This window comes from Rossellomorea sp. DUT-2 (assembly GCF_052665285.1).
In genome coordinates this window covers 327,909-345,982 of sequence record NZ_JBQPEO010000003.1, presented here as the reverse complement: position 1 = coordinate 345,982, position 18,074 = coordinate 327,909, and the positions used below count along the sequence as shown (strand labels likewise).

At 44.3% G+C, this 18,074-nt stretch carries 26 protein-coding genes; 10 read left to right on the top strand and 16 right to left on the bottom strand.

Annotated elements, in window-relative coordinates:
- Window positions 1-11 precede the first annotated feature (11 nt).
- The 5 genes from ACOSV2_RS12505 to ACOSV2_RS12485 all read right to left on the bottom strand — a co-directional run bounded on the left by ACOSV2_RS12505 (window position 12) and on the right by ACOSV2_RS12485 (window position 1,956).
- Window positions 12-182: a hypothetical protein gene (locus ACOSV2_RS12505; RefSeq protein ID WP_428975359.1), complete on the bottom strand. Its 171-nt coding sequence runs from the start codon at window positions 180-182 to the stop codon at window positions 12-14.
- Window positions 183-199: 17 nt separating this feature from the next.
- Window positions 200-568: a hypothetical protein gene (locus ACOSV2_RS12500; protein ID WP_428975358.1), complete on the bottom strand. Its 369-nt coding sequence runs from the start codon at window positions 566-568 to the stop codon at window positions 200-202.
- Window positions 569-596: 28 nt separating this feature from the next.
- On the bottom strand, window positions 597-1,088 hold the full coding sequence (locus ACOSV2_RS12495; protein WP_428975886.1) for a DinB family protein: 492 nt from the start codon (window positions 1,086-1,088) through the stop codon (window positions 597-599).
- A 134-nt stretch (window positions 1,089-1,222) separates the two neighbouring features.
- Window positions 1,223-1,702 (bottom strand): DUF4362 domain-containing protein, encoded by a 480-nt coding sequence (locus ACOSV2_RS12490; RefSeq protein WP_428975357.1) that lies wholly within the window; start codon window positions 1,700-1,702, stop codon window positions 1,223-1,225.
- 56 nt (window positions 1,703-1,758) lie between these two features.
- Window positions 1,759-1,956 carry a hypothetical protein gene (locus ACOSV2_RS12485; protein WP_428975356.1) on the bottom strand — a complete coding sequence of 66 codons (198 nt, stop codon included), beginning with the start codon at window positions 1,954-1,956 and terminating at the stop codon, window positions 1,759-1,761.
- A 423-nt stretch (window positions 1,957-2,379) separates the two neighbouring features.
- On the opposite strand from ACOSV2_RS12485, the gene ACOSV2_RS12480 reads away from it, so the two are divergent.
- Entirely contained in the window at window positions 2,380-3,345 is a 966-nt protein-coding gene (locus tag ACOSV2_RS12480) for a nuclease-related domain-containing protein (protein WP_428975355.1), read from the top strand.
- A 49-nt stretch (window positions 3,346-3,394) separates the two neighbouring features.
- On the opposite strand, the gene ACOSV2_RS12475 is transcribed toward ACOSV2_RS12480, so the two are convergent.
- On the bottom strand, window positions 3,395-4,039 hold the full coding sequence (locus ACOSV2_RS12475; protein WP_428975354.1) for an SDR family oxidoreductase: 645 nt from the start codon (window positions 4,037-4,039) through the stop codon (window positions 3,395-3,397).
- Between the two features lie 180 nt (window positions 4,040-4,219).
- Between ACOSV2_RS12475 and ACOSV2_RS12470 the strand changes: the two genes are divergently transcribed.
- Window positions 4,220-5,182, top strand: a complete 963-nt coding sequence (locus tag ACOSV2_RS12470) for a nucleoside hydrolase (RefSeq protein WP_428975353.1) — start codon at window positions 4,220-4,222, stop codon at window positions 5,180-5,182.
- Here ACOSV2_RS12470 and ACOSV2_RS12465 read toward each other — a convergent pair.
- Together ACOSV2_RS12465 and ACOSV2_RS12460 are read right to left on the bottom strand one after the other, a co-directional pair.
- On the bottom strand, window positions 5,169-5,747 hold the full coding sequence (locus ACOSV2_RS12465) for a CBO0543 family protein (RefSeq protein ID WP_428975352.1): 579 nt from the start codon (window positions 5,745-5,747) through the stop codon (window positions 5,169-5,171). The genes ACOSV2_RS12470 and ACOSV2_RS12465 overlap by 14 nt on opposite strands.
- 428 nt (window positions 5,748-6,175) lie before the next feature.
- Entirely contained in the window at window positions 6,176-6,790 is a 615-nt protein-coding gene (locus ACOSV2_RS12460; protein WP_428975351.1) for an HAD-IA family hydrolase, read from the bottom strand.
- Between the two features lie 137 nt (window positions 6,791-6,927).
- Here ACOSV2_RS12460 and ACOSV2_RS12455 point away from each other — a divergent pair, with 137 nt between their 5' ends.
- The 3 genes from ACOSV2_RS12455 to ACOSV2_RS12445 all read left to right on the top strand — a co-directional run bounded on the left by ACOSV2_RS12455 (window position 6,928) and on the right by ACOSV2_RS12445 (window position 8,325).
- Window positions 6,928-7,710, top strand: coding sequence for a CPBP family intramembrane glutamic endopeptidase (locus ACOSV2_RS12455; RefSeq protein WP_428975350.1), 783 nt, complete (start codon window positions 6,928-6,930; stop codon window positions 7,708-7,710).
- Window positions 7,711-7,857: 147 nt separating this feature from the next.
- Window positions 7,858-8,031: a hypothetical protein gene (locus ACOSV2_RS12450; RefSeq protein WP_428975349.1), complete on the top strand. Its 174-nt coding sequence runs from the start codon at window positions 7,858-7,860 to the stop codon at window positions 8,029-8,031.
- Window positions 8,032-8,139: 108 nt separating this feature from the next.
- Window positions 8,140-8,325, top strand: coding sequence for a hypothetical protein (locus ACOSV2_RS12445; RefSeq protein WP_428975348.1), 186 nt, complete (start codon window positions 8,140-8,142; stop codon window positions 8,323-8,325).
- 176 nt (window positions 8,326-8,501) lie between these two features.
- Here the strand turns inward: ACOSV2_RS12445 and ACOSV2_RS12440 are convergent, their stop codons facing one another.
- The gene (locus ACOSV2_RS12440) at window positions 8,502-8,870 is read right to left on the bottom strand and encodes a YkvA family protein (protein ID WP_397554196.1); all 369 of its coding nucleotides are present in this window, start codon (window positions 8,868-8,870) and stop codon (window positions 8,502-8,504) included.
- Between the two features lie 161 nt (window positions 8,871-9,031).
- Here ACOSV2_RS12440 and ACOSV2_RS12435 point away from each other — a divergent pair, with 161 nt between their 5' ends.
- Window positions 9,032-9,358 carry a YnfA family protein gene (locus tag ACOSV2_RS12435; protein ID WP_428975347.1) on the top strand — a complete coding sequence of 109 codons (327 nt, stop codon included), beginning with the start codon at window positions 9,032-9,034 and terminating at the stop codon, window positions 9,356-9,358.
- A 294-nt stretch (window positions 9,359-9,652) separates the two neighbouring features.
- Here the strand turns inward: ACOSV2_RS12435 and ACOSV2_RS12430 are convergent, their stop codons facing one another.
- Together ACOSV2_RS12430 and ACOSV2_RS12425 are read right to left on the bottom strand one after the other, a co-directional pair.
- On the bottom strand, window positions 9,653-10,360 hold the full coding sequence (locus ACOSV2_RS12430) for a YwaF family protein (RefSeq protein ID WP_428975346.1): 708 nt from the start codon (window positions 10,358-10,360) through the stop codon (window positions 9,653-9,655).
- A 117-nt stretch (window positions 10,361-10,477) separates the two neighbouring features.
- Complete coding sequence (locus ACOSV2_RS12425) at window positions 10,478-11,311, bottom strand: SDR family NAD(P)-dependent oxidoreductase (RefSeq protein ID WP_428975345.1); 834 nt, start codon at window positions 11,309-11,311, stop codon at window positions 10,478-10,480.
- Window positions 11,312-11,423: 112 nt separating this feature from the next.
- On the opposite strand from ACOSV2_RS12425, the gene ACOSV2_RS12420 reads away from it, so the two are divergent.
- Window positions 11,424-12,383 carry a helix-turn-helix transcriptional regulator gene (locus ACOSV2_RS12420; protein WP_428975344.1) on the top strand — a complete coding sequence of 320 codons (960 nt, stop codon included), beginning with the start codon at window positions 11,424-11,426 and terminating at the stop codon, window positions 12,381-12,383.
- 98 nt (window positions 12,384-12,481) lie between these two features.
- Here the strand turns inward: ACOSV2_RS12420 and ACOSV2_RS12415 are convergent, their stop codons facing one another.
- From ACOSV2_RS12415 to ACOSV2_RS12400, 4 genes are all read right to left on the bottom strand, one after another.
- Window positions 12,482-13,165 carry an MBL fold metallo-hydrolase gene (locus tag ACOSV2_RS12415; protein WP_428975343.1) on the bottom strand — a complete coding sequence of 228 codons (684 nt, stop codon included), beginning with the start codon at window positions 13,163-13,165 and terminating at the stop codon, window positions 12,482-12,484.
- Window positions 13,166-13,240: 75 nt separating this feature from the next.
- Entirely contained in the window at window positions 13,241-13,474 is a 234-nt protein-coding gene (locus tag ACOSV2_RS12410; RefSeq protein ID WP_428975342.1) for a hypothetical protein, read from the bottom strand.
- A gap of 160 nt (window positions 13,475-13,634) precedes the next feature.
- Window positions 13,635-14,030, bottom strand: coding sequence for a VOC family protein (locus tag ACOSV2_RS12405; RefSeq protein WP_428975341.1), 396 nt, complete (start codon window positions 14,028-14,030; stop codon window positions 13,635-13,637).
- 52 nt (window positions 14,031-14,082) lie between these two features.
- Window positions 14,083-14,454, bottom strand: a complete 372-nt coding sequence (locus ACOSV2_RS12400; RefSeq protein ID WP_428975340.1) for a PH domain-containing protein — start codon at window positions 14,452-14,454, stop codon at window positions 14,083-14,085.
- A gap of 184 nt (window positions 14,455-14,638) precedes the next feature.
- Between ACOSV2_RS12400 and ACOSV2_RS12395 the strand changes: the two genes are divergently transcribed.
- Window positions 14,639-15,400 (top strand): DUF3891 family protein, encoded by a 762-nt coding sequence (locus ACOSV2_RS12395; protein ID WP_428975339.1) that lies wholly within the window; start codon window positions 14,639-14,641, stop codon window positions 15,398-15,400.
- Window positions 15,401-15,458: 58 nt separating this feature from the next.
- On the opposite strand, the gene ACOSV2_RS12390 is transcribed toward ACOSV2_RS12395, so the two are convergent.
- A complete protein-coding gene (locus ACOSV2_RS12390) occupies window positions 15,459-16,499 on the bottom strand; it encodes a zinc-binding dehydrogenase (protein WP_428975885.1) in 1,041 nt (346 codons plus the stop codon).
- A gap of 236 nt (window positions 16,500-16,735) precedes the next feature.
- Between ACOSV2_RS12390 and ACOSV2_RS12385 the strand changes: the two genes are divergently transcribed.
- Both ACOSV2_RS12385 and ACOSV2_RS12380 read left to right on the top strand, forming a co-directional pair.
- Window positions 16,736-17,422 carry a GntR family transcriptional regulator gene (locus tag ACOSV2_RS12385; RefSeq protein ID WP_428975338.1) on the top strand — a complete coding sequence of 229 codons (687 nt, stop codon included), beginning with the start codon at window positions 16,736-16,738 and terminating at the stop codon, window positions 17,420-17,422.
- 2 nt (window positions 17,423-17,424) lie between these two features.
- Window positions 17,425-18,042: a sterol desaturase family protein gene (locus ACOSV2_RS12380; protein ID WP_428975337.1), complete on the top strand. Its 618-nt coding sequence runs from the start codon at window positions 17,425-17,427 to the stop codon at window positions 18,040-18,042.
- The last annotated feature ends 32 nt before the right edge of the window (window positions 18,043-18,074 follow it).

Below are 18,074 nucleotides of genomic sequence, written 5' to 3'. Positions count from 1 at the left end.
TTTTCCTATTCTTATTTCTCTACTTTCACCACAAAACTGGTCAATTTTTCTTCATCCACCATCACGTCAATCTTCCAAAGCCCTTCTCTCCCAAGGGCGAATATCGCACCACTCCTGTGATTGTCGATTCCCCATTCATATAGATGTATCGTTTCATCGGTTTCCTTATGAGTGGCTAACATCACACTCTTCTTTCACACTATCTCTTCAGAGTGAACTCATCCTCTTTCCCATCCCACTGAATCACCACATGAAATTCATCGTCTTCATCAGGTTTGGCACAACCGGAACAAGCTGTTGAGTGTGTAAAAACTTTCCCGTTCACATTGATCTTCCCACTACTTTCCCCTGCACGGGAAGTGATGTAATATTCGATCTCGCCTATGCTCTCTTCCCCGGTATATCCAAACTTAAATTCACCATTTTCACTGTTTGAAGTCTGATTACTGATATAACTTCCTTCCCAATAATCTCCTTTCCCTTCAAAGGAAAGCGTTTTTTGCTGACATCCCGTCAGTAAGGTAACAACGGTATAGAAGGTCATACTGACAAGCAGCATCCTTTTCATCCTGTTCACCCCACTTTTTCTACTCCCATCAATCCCTTGGCAACATCTTTCGTATCATCCTTATTTGACCTCTATGATTGATTTCATCCTCGTATACGTGAAACCATATAAAATAGTGATTAGAAGGATGGCCATCCCATTGTCGATCCTCATACAACCAATCATCTTGCAGATGGGCAAATTCCTCAAGCGTCCTGCGTCTTACTTCTTCAAGCTTCTCAATATAAAACTCTAACGGGTTCCCCTTGATGCTCTCTCGACCTTTGTCCCCAAGGCTGTACGGAGGTGCCCAATCCTTCATCTCTTGTTCATTCGGGCGTCTCCCATCAAATATTTCGATTTGAAACCCTTTTTCAACCGCCGCCATATGTAATAATAGGGCCCCGATGCTATTCCCATCCTCACTTGGCAAGAAGTCCAATTCAGATGTGGTTAGACCCTTTACTGCTTCCAAAGTTGTGTACCTCGCATAATCCATCTGCGAGACAAGATGACCGACCTGTGGAGTGAAATCTAAAATAAGGAAGCTTCCCCCTTTTTGAGGAACCCCCCTGTGATTGTAGTAATTTTTATCATAGTAGGCATGGCGATGATTCTCCAGCCATTATCAATTCAATCTTTTTCAGATCTCTTCCGCTGGTCAGCAAACTATCCCTAATCCTCTATAGCTGTCGATAATATAACAGTATCCCCAGTAAAATTACCTGTACATCGCTTCAAGACATACTGCTTCTTTCGACCATCTTCATTTATCACGACATTTTCACACCGGTATTCTTCAATGAATTCTTCGTCTACACTGCGATAAACGTGGACATCATCCCCATTATAGGTCAATTCTTCAACCACTCTCTGTCCCTCAATCCCATAATGGATCACATTGTTTTTTGCTTTTTGTTGACCTTTCAACCTATCAACAAAGGTATCCAAGTCTTCTAGATTACTGATGTTTCCGTGTTCATTGATGACTTCTTCTACGTTCAATTGGGAGGCTTGCTCTTCATCTGAGAATCCATCCTTGATTATTTCTTTCACCTCTTCACCTTGAAATACAAAGAACGCAACGATCGCTATCGTGCACAAAATGATACTTCCGAAAAGCAATGAAGGAATGAATCCTTTTTTCTTAGCCATGCTATGTCCCCCTTCACCATTTTAGTGAGAAATTTCATTGGTATGTAATCCTATTTCTACTCTCTGAATTGTTTATAATCATCAACATAGAAAGCCACATAGCCGCAGTTCGTACAAACGGCGGCATTAGGTTTTGCCGAAACTTTATTAAATAAACCTTTCCGTTTTTTACTTATCTTCATCCCATACATGACACCTTCAACATTGACGTTACACCCTTTTACCATTTCAATTTTGCAATGAGTACAGTTCATTTAATTCCCCCCTAGAGCCCCAGTTCTTTCACTACCAATTATTTCAAAATAGACTCCCAATCACAATCATTAATTTTCACAAAAAAAAATGACCACCCTCACGAAGGTCACTCTTCTTTCAGCATGATCAGCTTCTGAAATACAGGAAATTCGACAAAGAGATTATAAAATGAAAAGGTGGGTCATATTTCAGGATTCCGGATCATAAATGGGGAAACCGGTTCATATATCCAAAAACCGGATCATAAGTAGTGAAAACCGGTTCATAAAATCTTTTCATGAAGAAAAAAACCTCTAAATGCCTATCAGCACGATTCTTTTCACTTCGAAAATCGAAAAAATAACGATTATTTCACTCCCTAGGCAGGATTTTCACTCAAAATGGAGAACTTTTCTATAACCACCCAACGAAGGAGTGATCCCTTGATTGCAAAAGAAAGAAAACCCCCTCGCAAACTTCTCCAAACCGAGGCCATCTTAAGAAGGCTGCAACCCCCAAACCATCCGAAACGCCCCACCATTGAACAGGATCTGAAGAAAAGAAAAGCGGGATACAACGGAGAAAAAGCCGTGGATTATCACTTAAGTTTCCTGACAGACAAGAAGTACATGATATTCAACGACCTGAAACTCCCCCTTGCACCGGATTACTTCCAGATTGATAGCCTTCTTGTCACCCCACACTACTCACTCCCGATTGAAATAAAGAACATCGCCGGCACCCTGACGATCGACCCGGAATTCAATCAACTTTCTAAGCATTACCAAGGTATCGAAACGGGTTACCCCGATCCCATTACACAGGCGAAGCGTCAGATGCTGTTCCTGCAAAAGTGGTTTTATAACAACAAACTACCGTGCCCTCCCATTGAATTTCTCGTCGCATTCAGCAACCCGTCAACCATTCTGAGAATGGCTTCCGGTCACAGACTCATCCCCCCATACGACAAAATGATTCATGCCCAAAATCTCGTCAGTGAAATCAGCAAACTCAATACAAAGTACAACGGTGAAGAAAATGAAATCATCGATCTCAAAAAAACCAAAAGACTTCTATTGAATCAGCATCAAGAACACCACTATTCATCCATCCTGACCACCTATCAATTACAAGAAGCAGACCTGATAAAAGGGGTCCTCTGCGATCAATGTACGAAAGTCATGACAAGAATGACCGGCACCTGGTTTTGTCCCCACTGCCTTCACTCATCCAAAACCGCTCACCTGCAAGCCATCGACGACTACTTCCTATTAATCAAACCAACTATCACCAATCGGGAATTAAGGGACTTCCTGTTGCTTCCCTCACGGAGAACAGCTGCCACTATCCTTCAATCCCTCAACATGAATGGATCAAAAAAAGGAGTCTTCTACACCCAATCATTTTAGAAAACAAAAAAAAATGACCACCCACAGGATGATCATTCCTTCTTCTCCATTATACGTTTCTGACAGCCTCTTCAATCCCATCATTTCCTGAAATCAAATCGAAGCCCTTATTAAATGTACGTTCTTCTCCCAGACTCACTACGATCGTGCCCGCTACATCTTCACGTGGAATCGATGCTCTTGATAGATTCTCTCCTGCGGTCACCTTCCCTGTACCCGCTTCATTCAATAAACCGCCAGGACGGATGATGGTATAGGTTAATCCGCTCTGTTCCAGTGCACGGTCGGCAAAATGCTTCGCCACATAATACGGCTTCAAGGATTCGTTCCAGTTCTCACGGTTGTGAGCCTGCAGGGCACTTACCATGATGAACCGCTCGATTCCTGCCTGCTTGGCGGCATCCATCGTTTTGACCGCTCCGTCTAAATCGATGAGCAATGTTTTATCCGCGCCCGTGTTACCACCGGAGCCGGCTGTGAATACGACGGCATCGGCACCCTTCAGACCCTGTGTAATCTCCTCCACCGTTCCTTCCAAATCAACCAGTGAAGATTGGACCCCATCCTGTTCGAAGGCTTGGGCCTGCTCTTCCTTTCTCACAATGGCCCTTGGCGTATGCTCGCTGCTTTCTTTTAAGAGCCCGATCACTTGCTTCCCGATTTGTCCGTTCGCTCCTACTACTGCCACGTTCATATCCTCATCTCCTTATTCCGATAAATTTGGTATGAATTCATCTTCACATGTTTCTTTAATGATGACAAATCATCTGTTTGGGAAGTACGTTTCATATAAATTGATTCTATCAAAGGAATAATCCTTTTTTTCTATCGATACGTTATATAAATACATCATATTTGGTTAGGAGAATGTCCGATGAAGAAGATCATTCTGTTTGCGGATCCCGGCATTGATGATTCCATTGCCATCATGTACGCCCTGCTGAACCCTGACATTCAGGTACTCGCCATCGTATCAAGCTATGGGAATACATCCAAAGAGCAGGCAACGGATAATATCGCCTACCTGCTCAAGCTTGCCGGGAGAGAGGATATCCCGATCATCGGGGGAACCAATAGTCCATCCTCTGGGGAAATCCCCACGTACTACCCTGAGATCCACGGACAGGAAGGGCTCGGACCCATCAGACCGCCTGAGAGCTTTTCAGGTGAACTCACTAATTTCTCGGAACTCTACAAAATCATCAAGGATCAGGAAGATATCACCATCGTTGACGTAGGGCGGAATACTTCCCTTGCCTCCCTTCATTTGTTAGGTGAAAACATCGTCGAAGAAATCAAGGAATTTTACATTATGGGAGGCGCATTTATGGTTCCCGGGAACGTGACCCCGTCTGCGGAGGCGAACTTCTATGGAGATCCCATTGCCTCACAGGTGGTGATCAGAGATCTGAACAATCTATACATCGTTCCCCTGAATGTCTCGAACAAAGCCATCATCACCATGGACCAAATCCGATACGTCCAGCAGATGTCCGATAACCCATTGATCGAGATCATGGATGAAGTCATGGAATACTATATTGAAGCCTATAAGAAGCTCGTTCCCGGTATTAACGGTGCACCTCTGCATGATGTCGTGACCCTATCCCTGATGGTGAACCCGGAAATGGGGCAGTCCATCAGAAGGGAGGTCAACATCTTGACTACGGGGATTGGAAAGGGAACGTCCATCGCGGATTTCAGGCCCAGTTCCAAGCCGGCTGAAAAAAACATCAACATCTTCCTTGACTTGGACTATTCAAAGTTTGTCGAGGATTTCATCAATGTCATGGGAAAAGCAGATGGAAGACCCAGAAAGATCCTCACACCCGATTAAGAGCTTTTTTTTCCAAATAAACAAAGACATTCGTGATCCATTTCGCAATCAGACCGACCACCACGTAGCCAATGAATAAGATGAAATAATTTGTCCCCTTGCTCATTTCAAACAGACCGATCGCAACAAGCAATGGCTTGAAAGCAAATGCAAACACCGCACTGAGGAGCACCATGAATAGATAATAATTTTTATGACGGTTCAATGTAAATTGATACATGAGCATATAGGAAACCGGGACTACGGCCACATCCAATGAAACCGAGCTCGCCAGCACCGGGAAAATTTTATATGGATAAAACCACTTCACCATGTTGGCTCCTATGGCATCTACGTATGTAAAGAAAACATGAACATTATACCCATAGAACCCTAAAAGAAGGGCCTTTCGTTTATCTATTCTAAAAAAAAGCACGATTAAAGGAAGAACAAATAATGCAGCCAATACCCAAAACGGCCAGGTGGCAAAATCGGAATATTGCTGCCAATAGCTGGTCCACATTTCGGTTTGATTCTCCTGGATCTCTTTTAAACGGCCAAGCATGGTCTGCTGGGATTCACTCATGGTACTCGCTCCTTTAAACGTATATGGTATAGTATGAGCATGGAAAGGAACGATTATGTTTTTTCAGTATAAAAAGCGGGTCATCCTATAGGACGACCCGCTTTTCTTATTGACCATCGATGCTTCCTGCTCGCCTCTCTACACCTGAAGAATAAGTAGCCTATGCTTCGATTTTTTGACAAAAGGATCATAAAATGAAAAAGTGGTTCATATTTCAGAAATCCGGATCATAACTGAGGGAACCCGGTTCATAAGTGAAATAAGCAGATCATATATTCAAAAAACGGATCATAAGTAACGAAAACTGGGTCATATAGTGGAAGATAGCAGGATCCTATTCAACTAAAGTGCGCCCCATCCCTTTTCACCTTTAAATACCGTCCTGTTTTACTGATCTGATAAGCAGCTTCTCCTCTATTATTCAAGCCTCAAATGATCGAATACAATTCTTCCACACTTGTCACAACGTAATCAGCATGAGGGTTTTCTTCAACCTTATCCGTAAAATAACACGAACTGATCCCTGCATTTTTTCCAGATAATAAATCCAAATCCCGGTCCCCGATCATGATCGCTTCCGAATGATCGATATGATGGGTTCGAATCAGGTGCTGAATGGCGTTAGGACTCGGTTTCCTCTCAAACCCGTGCTGGGAGGTGATGAAGTCAGAAAAGTATTCTGTCAGCCCATAACTCTCCAGCATCTTGATCGAAGACTCGCCCCTGTGGGTGTACAAATAATTCCTTCTCCCCGTGGAATGAATATACTTACAAAGCTCCACGATTCCTTCAAAGGGCTTGGACAAATCGAATTCCACTGCTTTTCTGCGTGAATCGTAGGCTGTGATAAACTCGTCCCCGATTCCGTACTTCTCTCCATAATGATTGAAAGCATATGTCATCGTTACCTTCATATGTTTCATAATTTCCTCCAACGGCTCTTCGATTCCCTGGCTTTCAAGCGTTTCCTTGAAGCTTCCCGCCATCACGGGATAGGTATCAAAAAGAGTGCCATCGAAGTCCCATATGATGTGTTTGTACATGATCATTTCTCCCCCTTATGTAAACTATCCTAATTTTACCATAAACCTCACTTTCTTTGTCCATCACGAAAAAAGTACTCATTCAGAATAGGAAAAATATGCTAAACTATACATAAAGAACAACCAAGGGGGACCCCATGATCCGTTCACGGCAAACGCTTTTCCTCATAAGTTCGGCCGCCCTGTTTTTCGCAGGGATCATCCTTCTTTCCTATCGAGCATACAACTGGGGACTACTGCCGCTGCTAGGGCTTCTAATCCTCTATCTCGCTACCAGAGTCAACCGGTCCGTCGTGTCCTTATTCCTTTTCTTCCTTCTCGGGTTACTACTGTTTCAATTCGCAACCGGCTGGATGAACGAATGGGATATTTCAAAAGAAATGAAAATCGTATTGAACAGAGCTTTCCTTCTATTGATATTGATGTCTATAGCCGTCTCACACCTGATATCAAAAGAAAAGATCCGTTTTCACACAAGATTTCCGGTTTGGAAAAAGCGCATCTCCATGCCCTCCCATACCATTTCACTGCCCTTATTCTTACTGATTGGACTGGCGGGATCAAGCACCATCTTCATCCCCCTCTTCTGGTCACCGGGAATCAGTGAGGTGAAATCATTATTCCTATTCGCACTAGGATTTACCATCCTGAATGCTACCCTGGAAGAGCTCATCTGGAGAGGCGTCATGCTGTCATCGTTGAAACGAAACGTCTCCGTCCTTTATGCCGTCACGGTCACAAGCCTCGGATTCGGTCTGTTGCATCTATCTATCGGAATTCCGCTACATCTCAGCCTTCTTTTTTCTTTTGGTGGACTCTTCTATAGCATTGTCGTGCTTAAGACGGATAGTATCTATCCTTCGATCGTGTTCCATATGGTGATGAATATGGGGATGGTGTTGAATGGGTGGATAAATTAGTTTTCGATACTTCAAGAAAGAGGGAGAAAGATAAAAAGAATAAAATATTTGTCTTTCGTTCCGGTTATGACAGGAAATTAATTCACGCTGTACCTGGCTTAAAGAATCAAAGAATAGAATAGCCATAATGTATGCGGAGGTGAACATATGGAAATTCCATTCATCATTTTAGGGGCACTCGTTAGTCTACTAATCTTCTACATGATTATTGAAAGAGCTGTCCGGGACGGCATCAATAATTCTTCAATCGGGAGATACCTCGAAGAAAAGCATGGCATGAAAGAACCACAGGGGGATGAGGATTTATTCGACGATAAGTAATTCTCATGGTGCCCTTTTTACGGGACAATACAAACCTTGAGCCAAAATAAAAAAGGACTAAAATTAATAAAAATACGGTACTATTAATGAACAAAAGGAGAAGAAAACATGAAATACCTTAAATCCTTTCTAGCTTTCGAATGGATCACGATCATCGGGGCTTCAACAATCCTCTATACACGCTGGGACTTCCCCCTTTCTATTTGTATCGGCATCGTGGTACTTGGGGTGATCCTTACGCTTTATTTCACGAAAAAATATGAGCCCAAAGATGAAAACGTGAACGATATGTAGTGGATATGGGGAGAAAGAGATCTCACTTGATTATGAACATCATCCCCAACACACTTCATCCCTTACGTCACCTTGGTCACTAGTGGACACGAAGTCTGTATCCAAAAAAAAAAGCATCATCAACATTTACGTCAATGACACTGAGATCTTCACTGCATTTTTTCCCCACTTACCTGCTACAACTTCCCATCTACCTCAGACGTATCTACATCATCCCCGAACCAGTCACTCAACTTCGCCTTAGCCTTCGCTTTCACCTCGTCATCGATATACATGGCCACCTGCAATAAAGCAATACCCAGGGCACCAAAGTCGTCTGTGAAACCAATCCCAACTGCCATGTCCGGAATAAAATCTGTCGGAAGGATGAAATATCCAAGTGCCCCGATGATGATCATCTTCGACTTCTTTGGAACATCCGGCTTTTGCAGGACAAAATAAAGAAGCAGCGCCGTATACACGACGGAATGTCCCGCCTTCAAGCCGTACCTTTTCAACTTCCCCCAAAACTTTTCCTCTGAATAATGTTTCTCGGTATTATCCATTACTTCCACCTCCAGTATGAGACGAACGCCCATCTCTTGTTCCTTTTATTGTAGAAGGTTTGGTGGAAATAGACAAATGTTTGGATAGGTGGATTTTAAACCTAAGGCACCGAAGTACGTTATAATCCAATTACCATAAACTTATATAGGAAGTGATCCACATGTTAAATGCCATCATACTGTTTTTCATTGCAGGAATCGCCGAAATTGGAGGAGGATACCTCATCTGGCTATGGCTCCGGGAAGGGAAACCAGTCTATTGGGGCCTTGCCGGCGGAATCGCCCTTGCCCTATACGGAGTCATCGCTACCTTCCAATCCTTCCCTTCATTCGGCAGGGTCTACGCCGCTTATGGAGGGGTGTTCATTGTCCTGTCCGTTCTATGGGGATGGGGAATTGACAAGAAGACACCTGATCTGTATGACTGGGTTGGAGCGGGGATTTGTTTGGTTGGGGTTGGTGTGATGCTGCTTGGGCCGAGGCAGTAAACAAACACCCGAACAATCGAGCAAAACTAGAATCGATGCCATCGAAGCCTGGAATGAAATCAAGAAGCTTCCTGAGAGTAATAAAGTGTCTTCTCTCTGCGTGAAGACTCCTGCCTAAAAACACCATTCCACTGGACTTCCATTCATATGTACGTACATCCCATTCACAACCCCATATGGTTTCACCCTTTATATAGAGTTTAAGAAAAGAAGGCTCTCCTACCTTAATGGTGGAAGAGCTCTTTCAAATTAAATTATTTCTTTTTTACAATTGACCCAGAAATCAGGAAAGTATTACCCTTTCCCCCTCTCTCGCTTCATCAGGACCCCCATGGGAAGATACGTCACCAGAAACACCACAAGTGCCGCAATTTCCAGATTGATATAATACATGACACCCGACCCGAAAAAGGAAAGGATCGTTTTGGATTCCGTTGGATTGGCTAAGTAGAAGAAATTCGTTTCGAGAAGAAGGTTAAGAAAGAAAATCGGCAAGGCGAGAAGGTTGATCATCAGGAAGCCGGTCCATATCGCTTTTCTTGGTACCCGGTATCCCTCATACACGATGAAATAAAGGACGGACCACGCAATGGCTCCATGATGGAGGAAATATTTAAGAAAACGATAATGGGGAAATTGGTAAAACATCTCAGGCGTCACCATACTTAATATCGGTGGAAGCAACCCGATAAAGAACAGTAAATAAAAAGCTTTCTTATTCGGTTTCAAAAACAAATAAATCGATACGAATGTACTGATGGAACAGAGCTGCAGAGGCAGGTCACCCACCTCCCACTGTCCCGTTGCCACAAGCCAAATATGCCATGATAGCTCGCTTAGGACTAAGATTCCGAGTAACGTCCACTTGATGATCGGCTGATAAGGTTTCAGGAGCCGTTTACCATAAATCAGAAAAAGAGATATACCCACAAACATTATAAGCACAGTAATATGGGGAACAGAAAACAACTCGAACGTACGCATCTCTGTCACCGAAAACATCATGCCACCCCTATTCCTCTTGAAAGTGGTTATCATGAATAGTCTATTCGGCTTATAGGTTGATTAAGAATGGAGTTTACAAATAGAAAAAGCCCCCTTTAAAAGGGGGATCCCATCCTACATCGTAAACGGCGGAATATATCGTCCATCCACATCTGTGAACTCATACTCCTTCGCCAGGTCTCCGGCTTTTAACACCTGTCCCGTCTTCTCCATCACCCCTGGATCCATTGCCAGCGCTGTGATGGCACGTCCAATATAATAAGGGGTTTCGGATTTCCTTAAGTCTTCCGATTCCTGCCAGTGTTCCTCGTCCACCCCCATGTGCTCGAGTACAAGCTCCGTCCTCATAAATCCAGGTGAAACAGCAAGAACCGCGATATTATCCCCTTTTAATTCTTCTGAAAGTCCGTACGCCATGCGAACGAGAGCATTCTTCGCCAGATCATAATAGAACTGTCCCGTGTACTTGCCATCATCCCAGAAGGTCGTGTGAATGACGAGTGCTTCTTTATTCTCACGGAGTAACGGGATGGCAAAACGATTCGTCGCCAACTGAGCCCGCACACCGGCCGTGAACATCGTATCCCAATTGGTCAGGGGCAGCTCCCAGAATGCCCCCGGGTTAACCCCGATGTCGTGCGCTCCCCACACATTATTGATCAGAATATCGAGCTTCCCCTGTTCTTCACGAATCTGCCTGATGACCGATTCCGTTTCCGAATCAGCCGTATGATCACAACGAACCGCGATCCCCTTTCCACCTGCTTCTTCGATTTGTGAAGCCGTGTCATCAATCGTTCCAGGAAAGCCTTTCGTGGAATTCCCTTTCGTACTTCGTCCCGTGACATAAACCGTTGCGCCGGCTTTACCCAATTCAACAGCGATCGCACGGCCCGCTCCCCTGCTCCCTCCCGTTACGAGAGCAACTTTTCCATTCAATGATTTCATTGATCCCATTCCTTTCATCTACAAGATACGTTTATTATACGATCCTATTCTTGACATCCACTGTCATATTTAATTAAATAAACTTAATAAATTCAGGAAAAAGGTGAAGCAGATGAGAGGCGACCGACTGGTATCCATTCTATTATTATTACAATCACACGGGCAAATGACCGCAAAAGCACTGTCAGAGAGATTGGAAGTTTCCGAACGGACGATTTACAGAGACATGGACGCTCTGAGCGGAACAGGGATCCCCGTGGTGGCAGAGCGCGGAAAAAACGGAGGGTGGTCATTACTCGAAGACTATCAGACGGATCTGACCGGTCTGAAAGAATCTGAAATCCGCGCGTTGTTCGTGTCACCTTCATCCCAGCTCCTTGACGATCTCGGCTTGACCCGAACGTCCGAAGAAGCCAGAAACAAACTCATCGCCTCCCTTCCATCTATCTACCGTGAAAACGCGAAAGACGTATGGAACCGGATCCATATCGACACAAGTTCTTGGAGGAAGCAGAAGAAAAAAACAGCCTCCTTTGAAGTCATTAAAGAGGCCATTTGGAAGGAACAGAAACTTAGGATTACCTACCAGCGTGCAGACGGAAAAACAGACGACCGCATTGTGGAACCACTCGGACTCGTGGCGAAGGGTGATCTCTGGTACCTCGTGGCTTCCAAGGAAAACGGAGACATCAGGAATTACAGGGCCTCCCGTATCCTCTCCGCCGATTCTTTGGCCGGAACGTTCGTAAGACCCCAGGGATTCGACCTGGCTCAGTACTGGACATCCTCCACTCAATCCTTCATTAAACGTCTGCCCTCTTATGAAGTGAAAGTCGAGGTCTCTCCACTTGCTTTATCCAGGCTGACATTCACCGGACGCTTTGCCCGTGTCCTTGAGATGGGGGATAGAAACAAAGAGAACTGGATACCGGTGACCCTTTCTTTTGATACAGAAGACGAAGCAAAGGGGTATATCCTCGGTTTTGCCGATCAGGTAAGAGTGATTGAACCGAAGAATCTTCGTCAAAAGATACTAGAGATGGCAGAGGCGGCTGTTGCCTTTCATCGATAATAGACTTGAATGATCAGAGGATTTCATCTTGGTCAGGAGAGAGAAAATCGTACCAAAAAAGGGATGGGCATCTACTTCCACCCACCCCTTCCACTCTTTTATTTATCCTTATCTCCTATAGTGATCAACTCTTCAAGGAACACGTCAAGATCCCCCACTAACACTCCGCCGTGGCCTGTACACATCACGTCCGGGTCGTATTCCTGCATGATTCTTAGTCCGTTCAGAAATACCGGTAAGTCCAACTTTGCAACTCCACCACCTTGAAGATATTCAATCCAGGCCTGTCTAAGATCGTCCCCTTTTGAAACAAGCCCTCCATCAGACAAAGGATCCCCAAAGAAACAGAGGAAATCCCCCGTAAACAGAGTTCTCGTGGGCCGATGAAAGAAAATCACAGAACCCGGAGAATGATAGCCGACTCTTGTATATTCGTAATCCCCTATCGTTCCCCTATCAAGGAGCTTCCCGCTAATGGAAGACGCCACCGGCAACGTCTCATCAGCATGAATGACCTTCCTTGCCTTAGTAAATAGCGGCGCCCCTCCCACATGATCCTCATGTCCATGGGTGACGAGCATAAGCTTTACATCGTCTGACGTTTTCCCGATTTTGTTTAGGGCGTGCTGGAGAAACACCACGTGCTTCTCTTTACACGAATCGACCACTGTCATTCCAGCTTCTTCCTGAATCAAGTACGCATTGGTATATGTATTCCATTCCGGATCCCAAACCGCCACTACATATATATGATCCTTCACCCGTTCTAACAGATAATCCACTGTCGCTCCCCCTCCTGATCTCTACTTGAATCAATTCAACAAACTTGGGGGATTCTCCTTTTCAAGATGAAGAAGTTAGTAGATAAAGCCTTCAATGGCCACCAGGAGCAAGAAAGCAGATACACCAAATAACAAATAGCTTCGATACGACTTCCGATTCTTCTGAAGTTCTTCCGCTCCCATGATCACCATGAGGACCGCCAAGCCTGCCATCGTATAAGGAAGCATTTCATTATGATTTGAAAACAGTCCATAAAGTGATAGACCCAGAACGGTGATGCTTATCGTCATTCTTATTTTTTTAAGCACAGTTGTTCCCTCGTTTCGTCTTATACAAGTGAAGTTCTTCCACATCCTTATTTTACCACATCAACCAAATCCCATGGATCCTTACTTTAAACAATAAAAGGTGCCTAACCTCTATTTCAGGTCAGACACCCATCCATTCGCTAGTAATCTTCTACCAACCCTACTTCGCATCCTTATCCGGATGATGAATCCCGAAAATATTTCCTTCCGTATCCACATAATACCCCTGCCACGCCATTCCAGGCAGGGCATACTTCGGCATCGCTACCTTGCCGCCTTGGTCAAGAATTAGTTTCTCCGTTTCATCATAATTCTCGACGCCCATCGTACATGAATACCCGTTCATCGGTTGATTCGGTTGTGGCGGAGGACTTTGACGCTGCATCAACGCACCATTGATCCCCATCTCATTTTCATCCCCTGTCACCGCCCCAAAGTAAGGCATACCAGCGAATTCACTCCAGTCTTCGAACTTCCAGCCGAATACTTCTCCATAAAATGTCTTTGCACGTTCCATATCATCCACATGTACTTCGAAATGTACCATTCTTCCCATTTGTTAACCTCCCGAAATATCGATTATTTTTACTATACCCTTGCCTTTACTGTTAAGAAAGGAGAGCATCTGCGATTAACTTGTCAAACTTTCGAACATCGATCCCCTTTTTCAGCTTCACTTTAATATGACCAGCTCTCGTCCACAGCTCAACTTCTGCGTTGACATCAAGAAAGCTGCCAGCATTCTCCGTCGACCACATATTAATAGAAGAATACGGAAGTGAATAGATTTCGACCTTTTTCCCTGTCAGCCCCTGTGAGTCCCTGACGATTAATCTCTTAGTGGTGAAAATCGCACTATCCCGAATCGTCTTATACGCAGCAACGGCCTCTTCCCCTTTAATCAAAAGTTTCTCTACGTCATCTGGAATCGGACACTCCGACAGCAAAGTCCATTCCAAGATCCCTGTCGTTACAGCCATTCGTTATACCCCCTGAAAATATCATTCACTCTATTCATTTCTTTATCGTCAGAAGAAACCCTTCTTTTTTCCAAAAGAAAAAGAAACATTTCATGCACTATGCAAGAGAATCAGTGAATCAGAGAGATCGACTTTGCTATAATGAATTCACAGACAAATCCAAACAGAAAGGAGCCCCTCCTTCATGATCATTCGCGAAACCAAGGATTCATTTATCATGATCAGACAGCACGACCACGCCTTTTTATCAGGCGAAACCATCAAGCACTTGAAGCCGTCTCTACTAAAATCTGATTCATTCTTTGACGATGCCTTATACGCAGCCTATCAGCACGACCGGAGCTGGATCGGTTTGGACGACACTCCGATCTGGAATGACAGGGAAAAGATCCCCTACACCTTTTCAGACTACCCCCTCCTGCCAAAGCTCGCATTCTACAAAATCGGTGTGGACGAGATTGAGAGGGTGAACACCTATGCGAGTCTCCTGTGCAGCCTGCACTTTTGCTCCTTCTTTTCCCAATCTAATAATAAAGACTGCCTCGTTTTTTTAACAGGAGAAGCCAGAAGACAAATGAGACTTAAGGAGTCGTTCCCTGACCTTGATGAAGAATTGCTTCAGCAGCATTTCCGCTTACTGCAATTCTCAGATAACCTGTCCTTATATCTTTGCCTGAATGAGCCGGGAGTGGATAAAGAGGATGAACATCCGTGGTTCAAAGATGGATTTCAGAATACAGAGGTGTTTCATCAGGAAAATCAGCCTCTTATGGCCCTATGGATGAATGAAAAAGAAGTGACTCTTGATCCTTACCCTTTTGACAAGGACTTCCACGTATCGTTGAAGTACAAAATGGTAGCCAAAAGCCTGATTCAAGAGGTGGGGATTGCGGAGGCATATGAGAAGGGCACTATGGATGAAAAAGTGATTTTCGTTCGCCAATAGTTTCGAAAAAAACAGAAAAACATGAGGACGACTTGCTCCCCATGTTTTTCTTGAAATATTATTTTTCCGGAAGCAAAAGGATCTTCCCGAGTTTTCCTGAATTCTTGAAGTACGTTTGTGCTTCTCCCGCTTTTTCGAGAGGATAGGTACGATCGATGACCGGCTTGATCTTACCTGCAGCGATGGCGTCAAGCATCCGTTTAAACTCATCTCTCGTTCCTAATACCGATCCATATAACGTGATATGTTTTAAATAAACGGTCCTAAAATCGAGTTCCGTTTTCTGTCCCCCGGCCGAGCCTGATATACAAAACTTCCCGCCATTCTTTAAAACGCTTATGGATGTCGCAAACAACGCATCCCCGACTACGTCCAATACTGAATCCACCGGACCTCCATTAACTTCTATTATTTCATCGGCAAGGGAAGGGGACTTATAGGATAATACATGAGTCGCCCCCAGTTCTTTCATTCTACCTTCTAAACCCATGTCTCCTACAATCGCAATCACCTTCGATCCGAATACGTTGGAAGCGATTTGAACATTCAACGACCCTACACCGCCATTGGCACCGGTCACGATGACCGTTTCTCCCGGCTTAGCCTGGATCTGTTCCACCATATGCCATGCTGTCAATCCGCTGACAGAAAATACGGCACTTTCTTCATATGTTGGGAGAGGCATATCATAACAGAGTTCTAACGGCCAAACGACGTATTCAGCATACCCTCCATCATATTCGGAACCAATGAACGACATATCCTCTGAAATATGCTCATACCCCTCCATGCCACTTGAAGTGAAAGGAAACAGAACGACATTCTTGCCAATCACCGTCTCAGAAACATTGGAACCTACTCCTACAATTTCACCTGTTATATCCGATCCGGGAATTCTCGGGAACTGAACACCTTCAGGACGCCAGCCTGACTTCTCCCCTGTTCCATAAGCGCCTTCTCTCATCCAAATTTCCGTATTGTTAATGGCACATGCCTTTACCTTTACAAGGACTTCGCCTTTTCCCGGAGTCGGGGTCGAAATATCAACGACTTCTAATTTGTCGATTCCTCCATATCCGGTGACTTGAACAGCTTTCATCATACTCGCCCTCTCTTCTATTGAATCTTCATGGTTAGTTTATACCCTTATCGGGAAGCCATACAGACTCTTGTTTATTTCTATTAACTTCCCTGAACAACCCTGGTGAAAACATCAGGAATTCCACACACCACAATATAACTTTCAGAATTAATTGACAAATAAGCCGCGTTAGAACATATAATGGTATTACCATATATAAAATTGGTAAGACCAATAGGGAGGTGTACACTCCAGTGAAAGAACGTTCATCAGACATCATCGCCGGAAAACTCATTCAATCCATTTTAGAAGGGCACATCAAGGTTCATGAATCACTACAATCAGAAAGAGAATTGGCCACCCGTTTTCAAGTGGGAAGACCTACCATCCGGGAAGCTCTGCAGCGGATGGAACGGGACGGTTGGATCACGGGACGAAAAGGGATGCCCGCTGTTGTGAACGATTATTGGAAGCAGGGGAACTTAATGACGATCGTGAATATCCTCGAGCACCAGGAAGAAGTACCCGACGAATTCATCCATCATATGCTCGAGCTGAGAATCTCTTTGACACCCACCTATTTCAGGGATGCCCTTCACCATCACAGGCTCAAGATCATTACACTCTTCGTCCCTCTTGAAGAGGTGCAGGACGATGCGAGATCATATGCGGATTTCGACTGGCAGCTGCAGCAAAGCGTGGCCAAGTTATCGGCGAACCCCATCTATCTTCTCATCCTGAACAGCTTCAAAGACTTCTATAGCAGGATGGCGGAGAAATATTTCAGCGATCCGGATCATCGCAAAGCTTCACGGGACTATTACGAAAAACTGTTGGACTCCATCTTAAAAGGGGACATGGAAGGAACAGAGCGCCTCATTAAAGAAATGATGGAAACCAGCTTAAGGTTGTGGAAGCAAAAAATGAATGGGGGAAGTTGAGGATGAAAGAAAATCGATTGTATCGGGATTTCTTCTTACACTTTGATATTTTGGTCATGGTAGGCATCTTTCTTATAGTAATCGCCTTTTTGATGACCATGGATCTTTCTTTATACGCCTTCTTATTTTTTGCCATCGGGATCGTCGCTTACATGTTCAGTGAATACCTTACCCACCGCTTTGTCTTTCACATCAAGTCACCGAAGAACGCTTTTCTTCTAAAATTGATTAAGCGCCTGCATTACGACCATCATAAAAAACCGAATGACCTGAAGCTCCTGTTTTTACCCATTTGGTACAGTGTACCCAGCCTGTCCATCCTATGTCTGCTGTTTTACTTCGTGGTCGGCTCGATCTCAGCCACCCTTGCCTTTGCAACCGGCATTCTGTTCATGTTCTTTGTCTACGAGTGGAAGCACTATGTCGCCCATCGCCCCCTCAAGCCGAAAACACGGTTCGGAAAATGGCTCAAAAAAACTCACATCCTGCATCACTACAAAAATGAAAACTACTGGTATGGAGTATCCACCCCTTTCGTCGATGCATTGTTCGGCACCTTGAAGGATGAAAAAGATGTGGAAACGAGTCAAACTGCGAAGGATTTGGAAAAGAGGGCGTGAGAAAGTCCAATCGGGTTGATCCGATTGGACTT

Coding starts and splice junctions, on each gene's coding strand:
- ACOSV2_RS12490 (WP_428975357.1), bottom strand. CDS start 1,702: ATGGCTAAGAAAAAAGGATTCATTCCTTCATTGCTTTTCGGAAGTATC.
- ACOSV2_RS12395 (WP_428975339.1), top strand. CDS start 14,639: ATGATCATTCGCGAAACCAAGGATTCATTTATCATGATCAGACAGCAC.
- ACOSV2_RS12380 (WP_428975337.1), top strand. CDS start 17,425: ATGAAAGAAAATCGATTGTATCGGGATTTCTTCTTACACTTTGATATT.
- ACOSV2_RS12455 (WP_428975350.1), top strand. CDS start 6,928: ATGATCCGTTCACGGCAAACGCTTTTCCTCATAAGTTCGGCCGCCCTG.
- ACOSV2_RS12420 (WP_428975344.1), top strand. CDS start 11,424: ATGAGAGGCGACCGACTGGTATCCATTCTATTATTATTACAATCACAC.
- ACOSV2_RS12390 (WP_428975885.1), bottom strand. CDS start 16,499: ATGAAAGCTGTTCAAGTCACCGGATATGGAGGAATCGACAAATTAGAA.
- ACOSV2_RS12450 (WP_428975349.1), top strand. CDS start 7,858: ATGGAAATTCCATTCATCATTTTAGGGGCACTCGTTAGTCTACTAATC.
- ACOSV2_RS12500 (WP_428975358.1), bottom strand. CDS start 568: ATGAAAAGGATGCTGCTTGTCAGTATGACCTTCTATACCGTTGTTACC.
- ACOSV2_RS12475 (WP_428975354.1), bottom strand. CDS start 4,039: ATGAACGTGGCAGTAGTAGGAGCGAACGGACAAATCGGGAAGCAAGTG.
- ACOSV2_RS12470 (WP_428975353.1), top strand. CDS start 4,220: ATGAAGAAGATCATTCTGTTTGCGGATCCCGGCATTGATGATTCCATT.
- ACOSV2_RS12435 (WP_428975347.1), top strand. CDS start 9,032: ATGTTAAATGCCATCATACTGTTTTTCATTGCAGGAATCGCCGAAATT.
- ACOSV2_RS12505 (WP_428975359.1), bottom strand. CDS start 182: ATGTTAGCCACTCATAAGGAAACCGATGAAACGATACATCTATATGAA.
- ACOSV2_RS12405 (WP_428975341.1), bottom strand. CDS start 14,030: ATGGGAAGAATGGTACATTTCGAAGTACATGTGGATGATATGGAACGT.
- ACOSV2_RS12485 (WP_428975356.1), bottom strand. CDS start 1,956: ATGAACTGTACTCATTGCAAAATTGAAATGGTAAAAGGGTGTAACGTC.
- ACOSV2_RS12465 (WP_428975352.1), bottom strand. CDS start 5,747: ATGAGTGAATCCCAGCAGACCATGCTTGGCCGTTTAAAAGAGATCCAG.
- ACOSV2_RS12445 (WP_428975348.1), top strand. CDS start 8,140: ATGAAATACCTTAAATCCTTTCTAGCTTTCGAATGGATCACGATCATC.
- ACOSV2_RS12430 (WP_428975346.1), bottom strand. CDS start 10,360: ATGTTTTCGGTGACAGAGATGCGTACGTTCGAGTTGTTTTCTGTTCCC.
- ACOSV2_RS12400 (WP_428975340.1), bottom strand. CDS start 14,454: ATGGCTGTAACGACAGGGATCTTGGAATGGACTTTGCTGTCGGAGTGT.
- ACOSV2_RS12460 (WP_428975351.1), bottom strand. CDS start 6,790: ATGTACAAACACATCATATGGGACTTCGATGGCACTCTTTTTGATACC.
- ACOSV2_RS12425 (WP_428975345.1), bottom strand. CDS start 11,311: ATGAAATCATTGAATGGAAAAGTTGCTCTCGTAACGGGAGGGAGCAGG.
- ACOSV2_RS12440 (WP_397554196.1), bottom strand. CDS start 8,870: ATGGATAATACCGAGAAACATTATTCAGAGGAAAAGTTTTGGGGGAAG.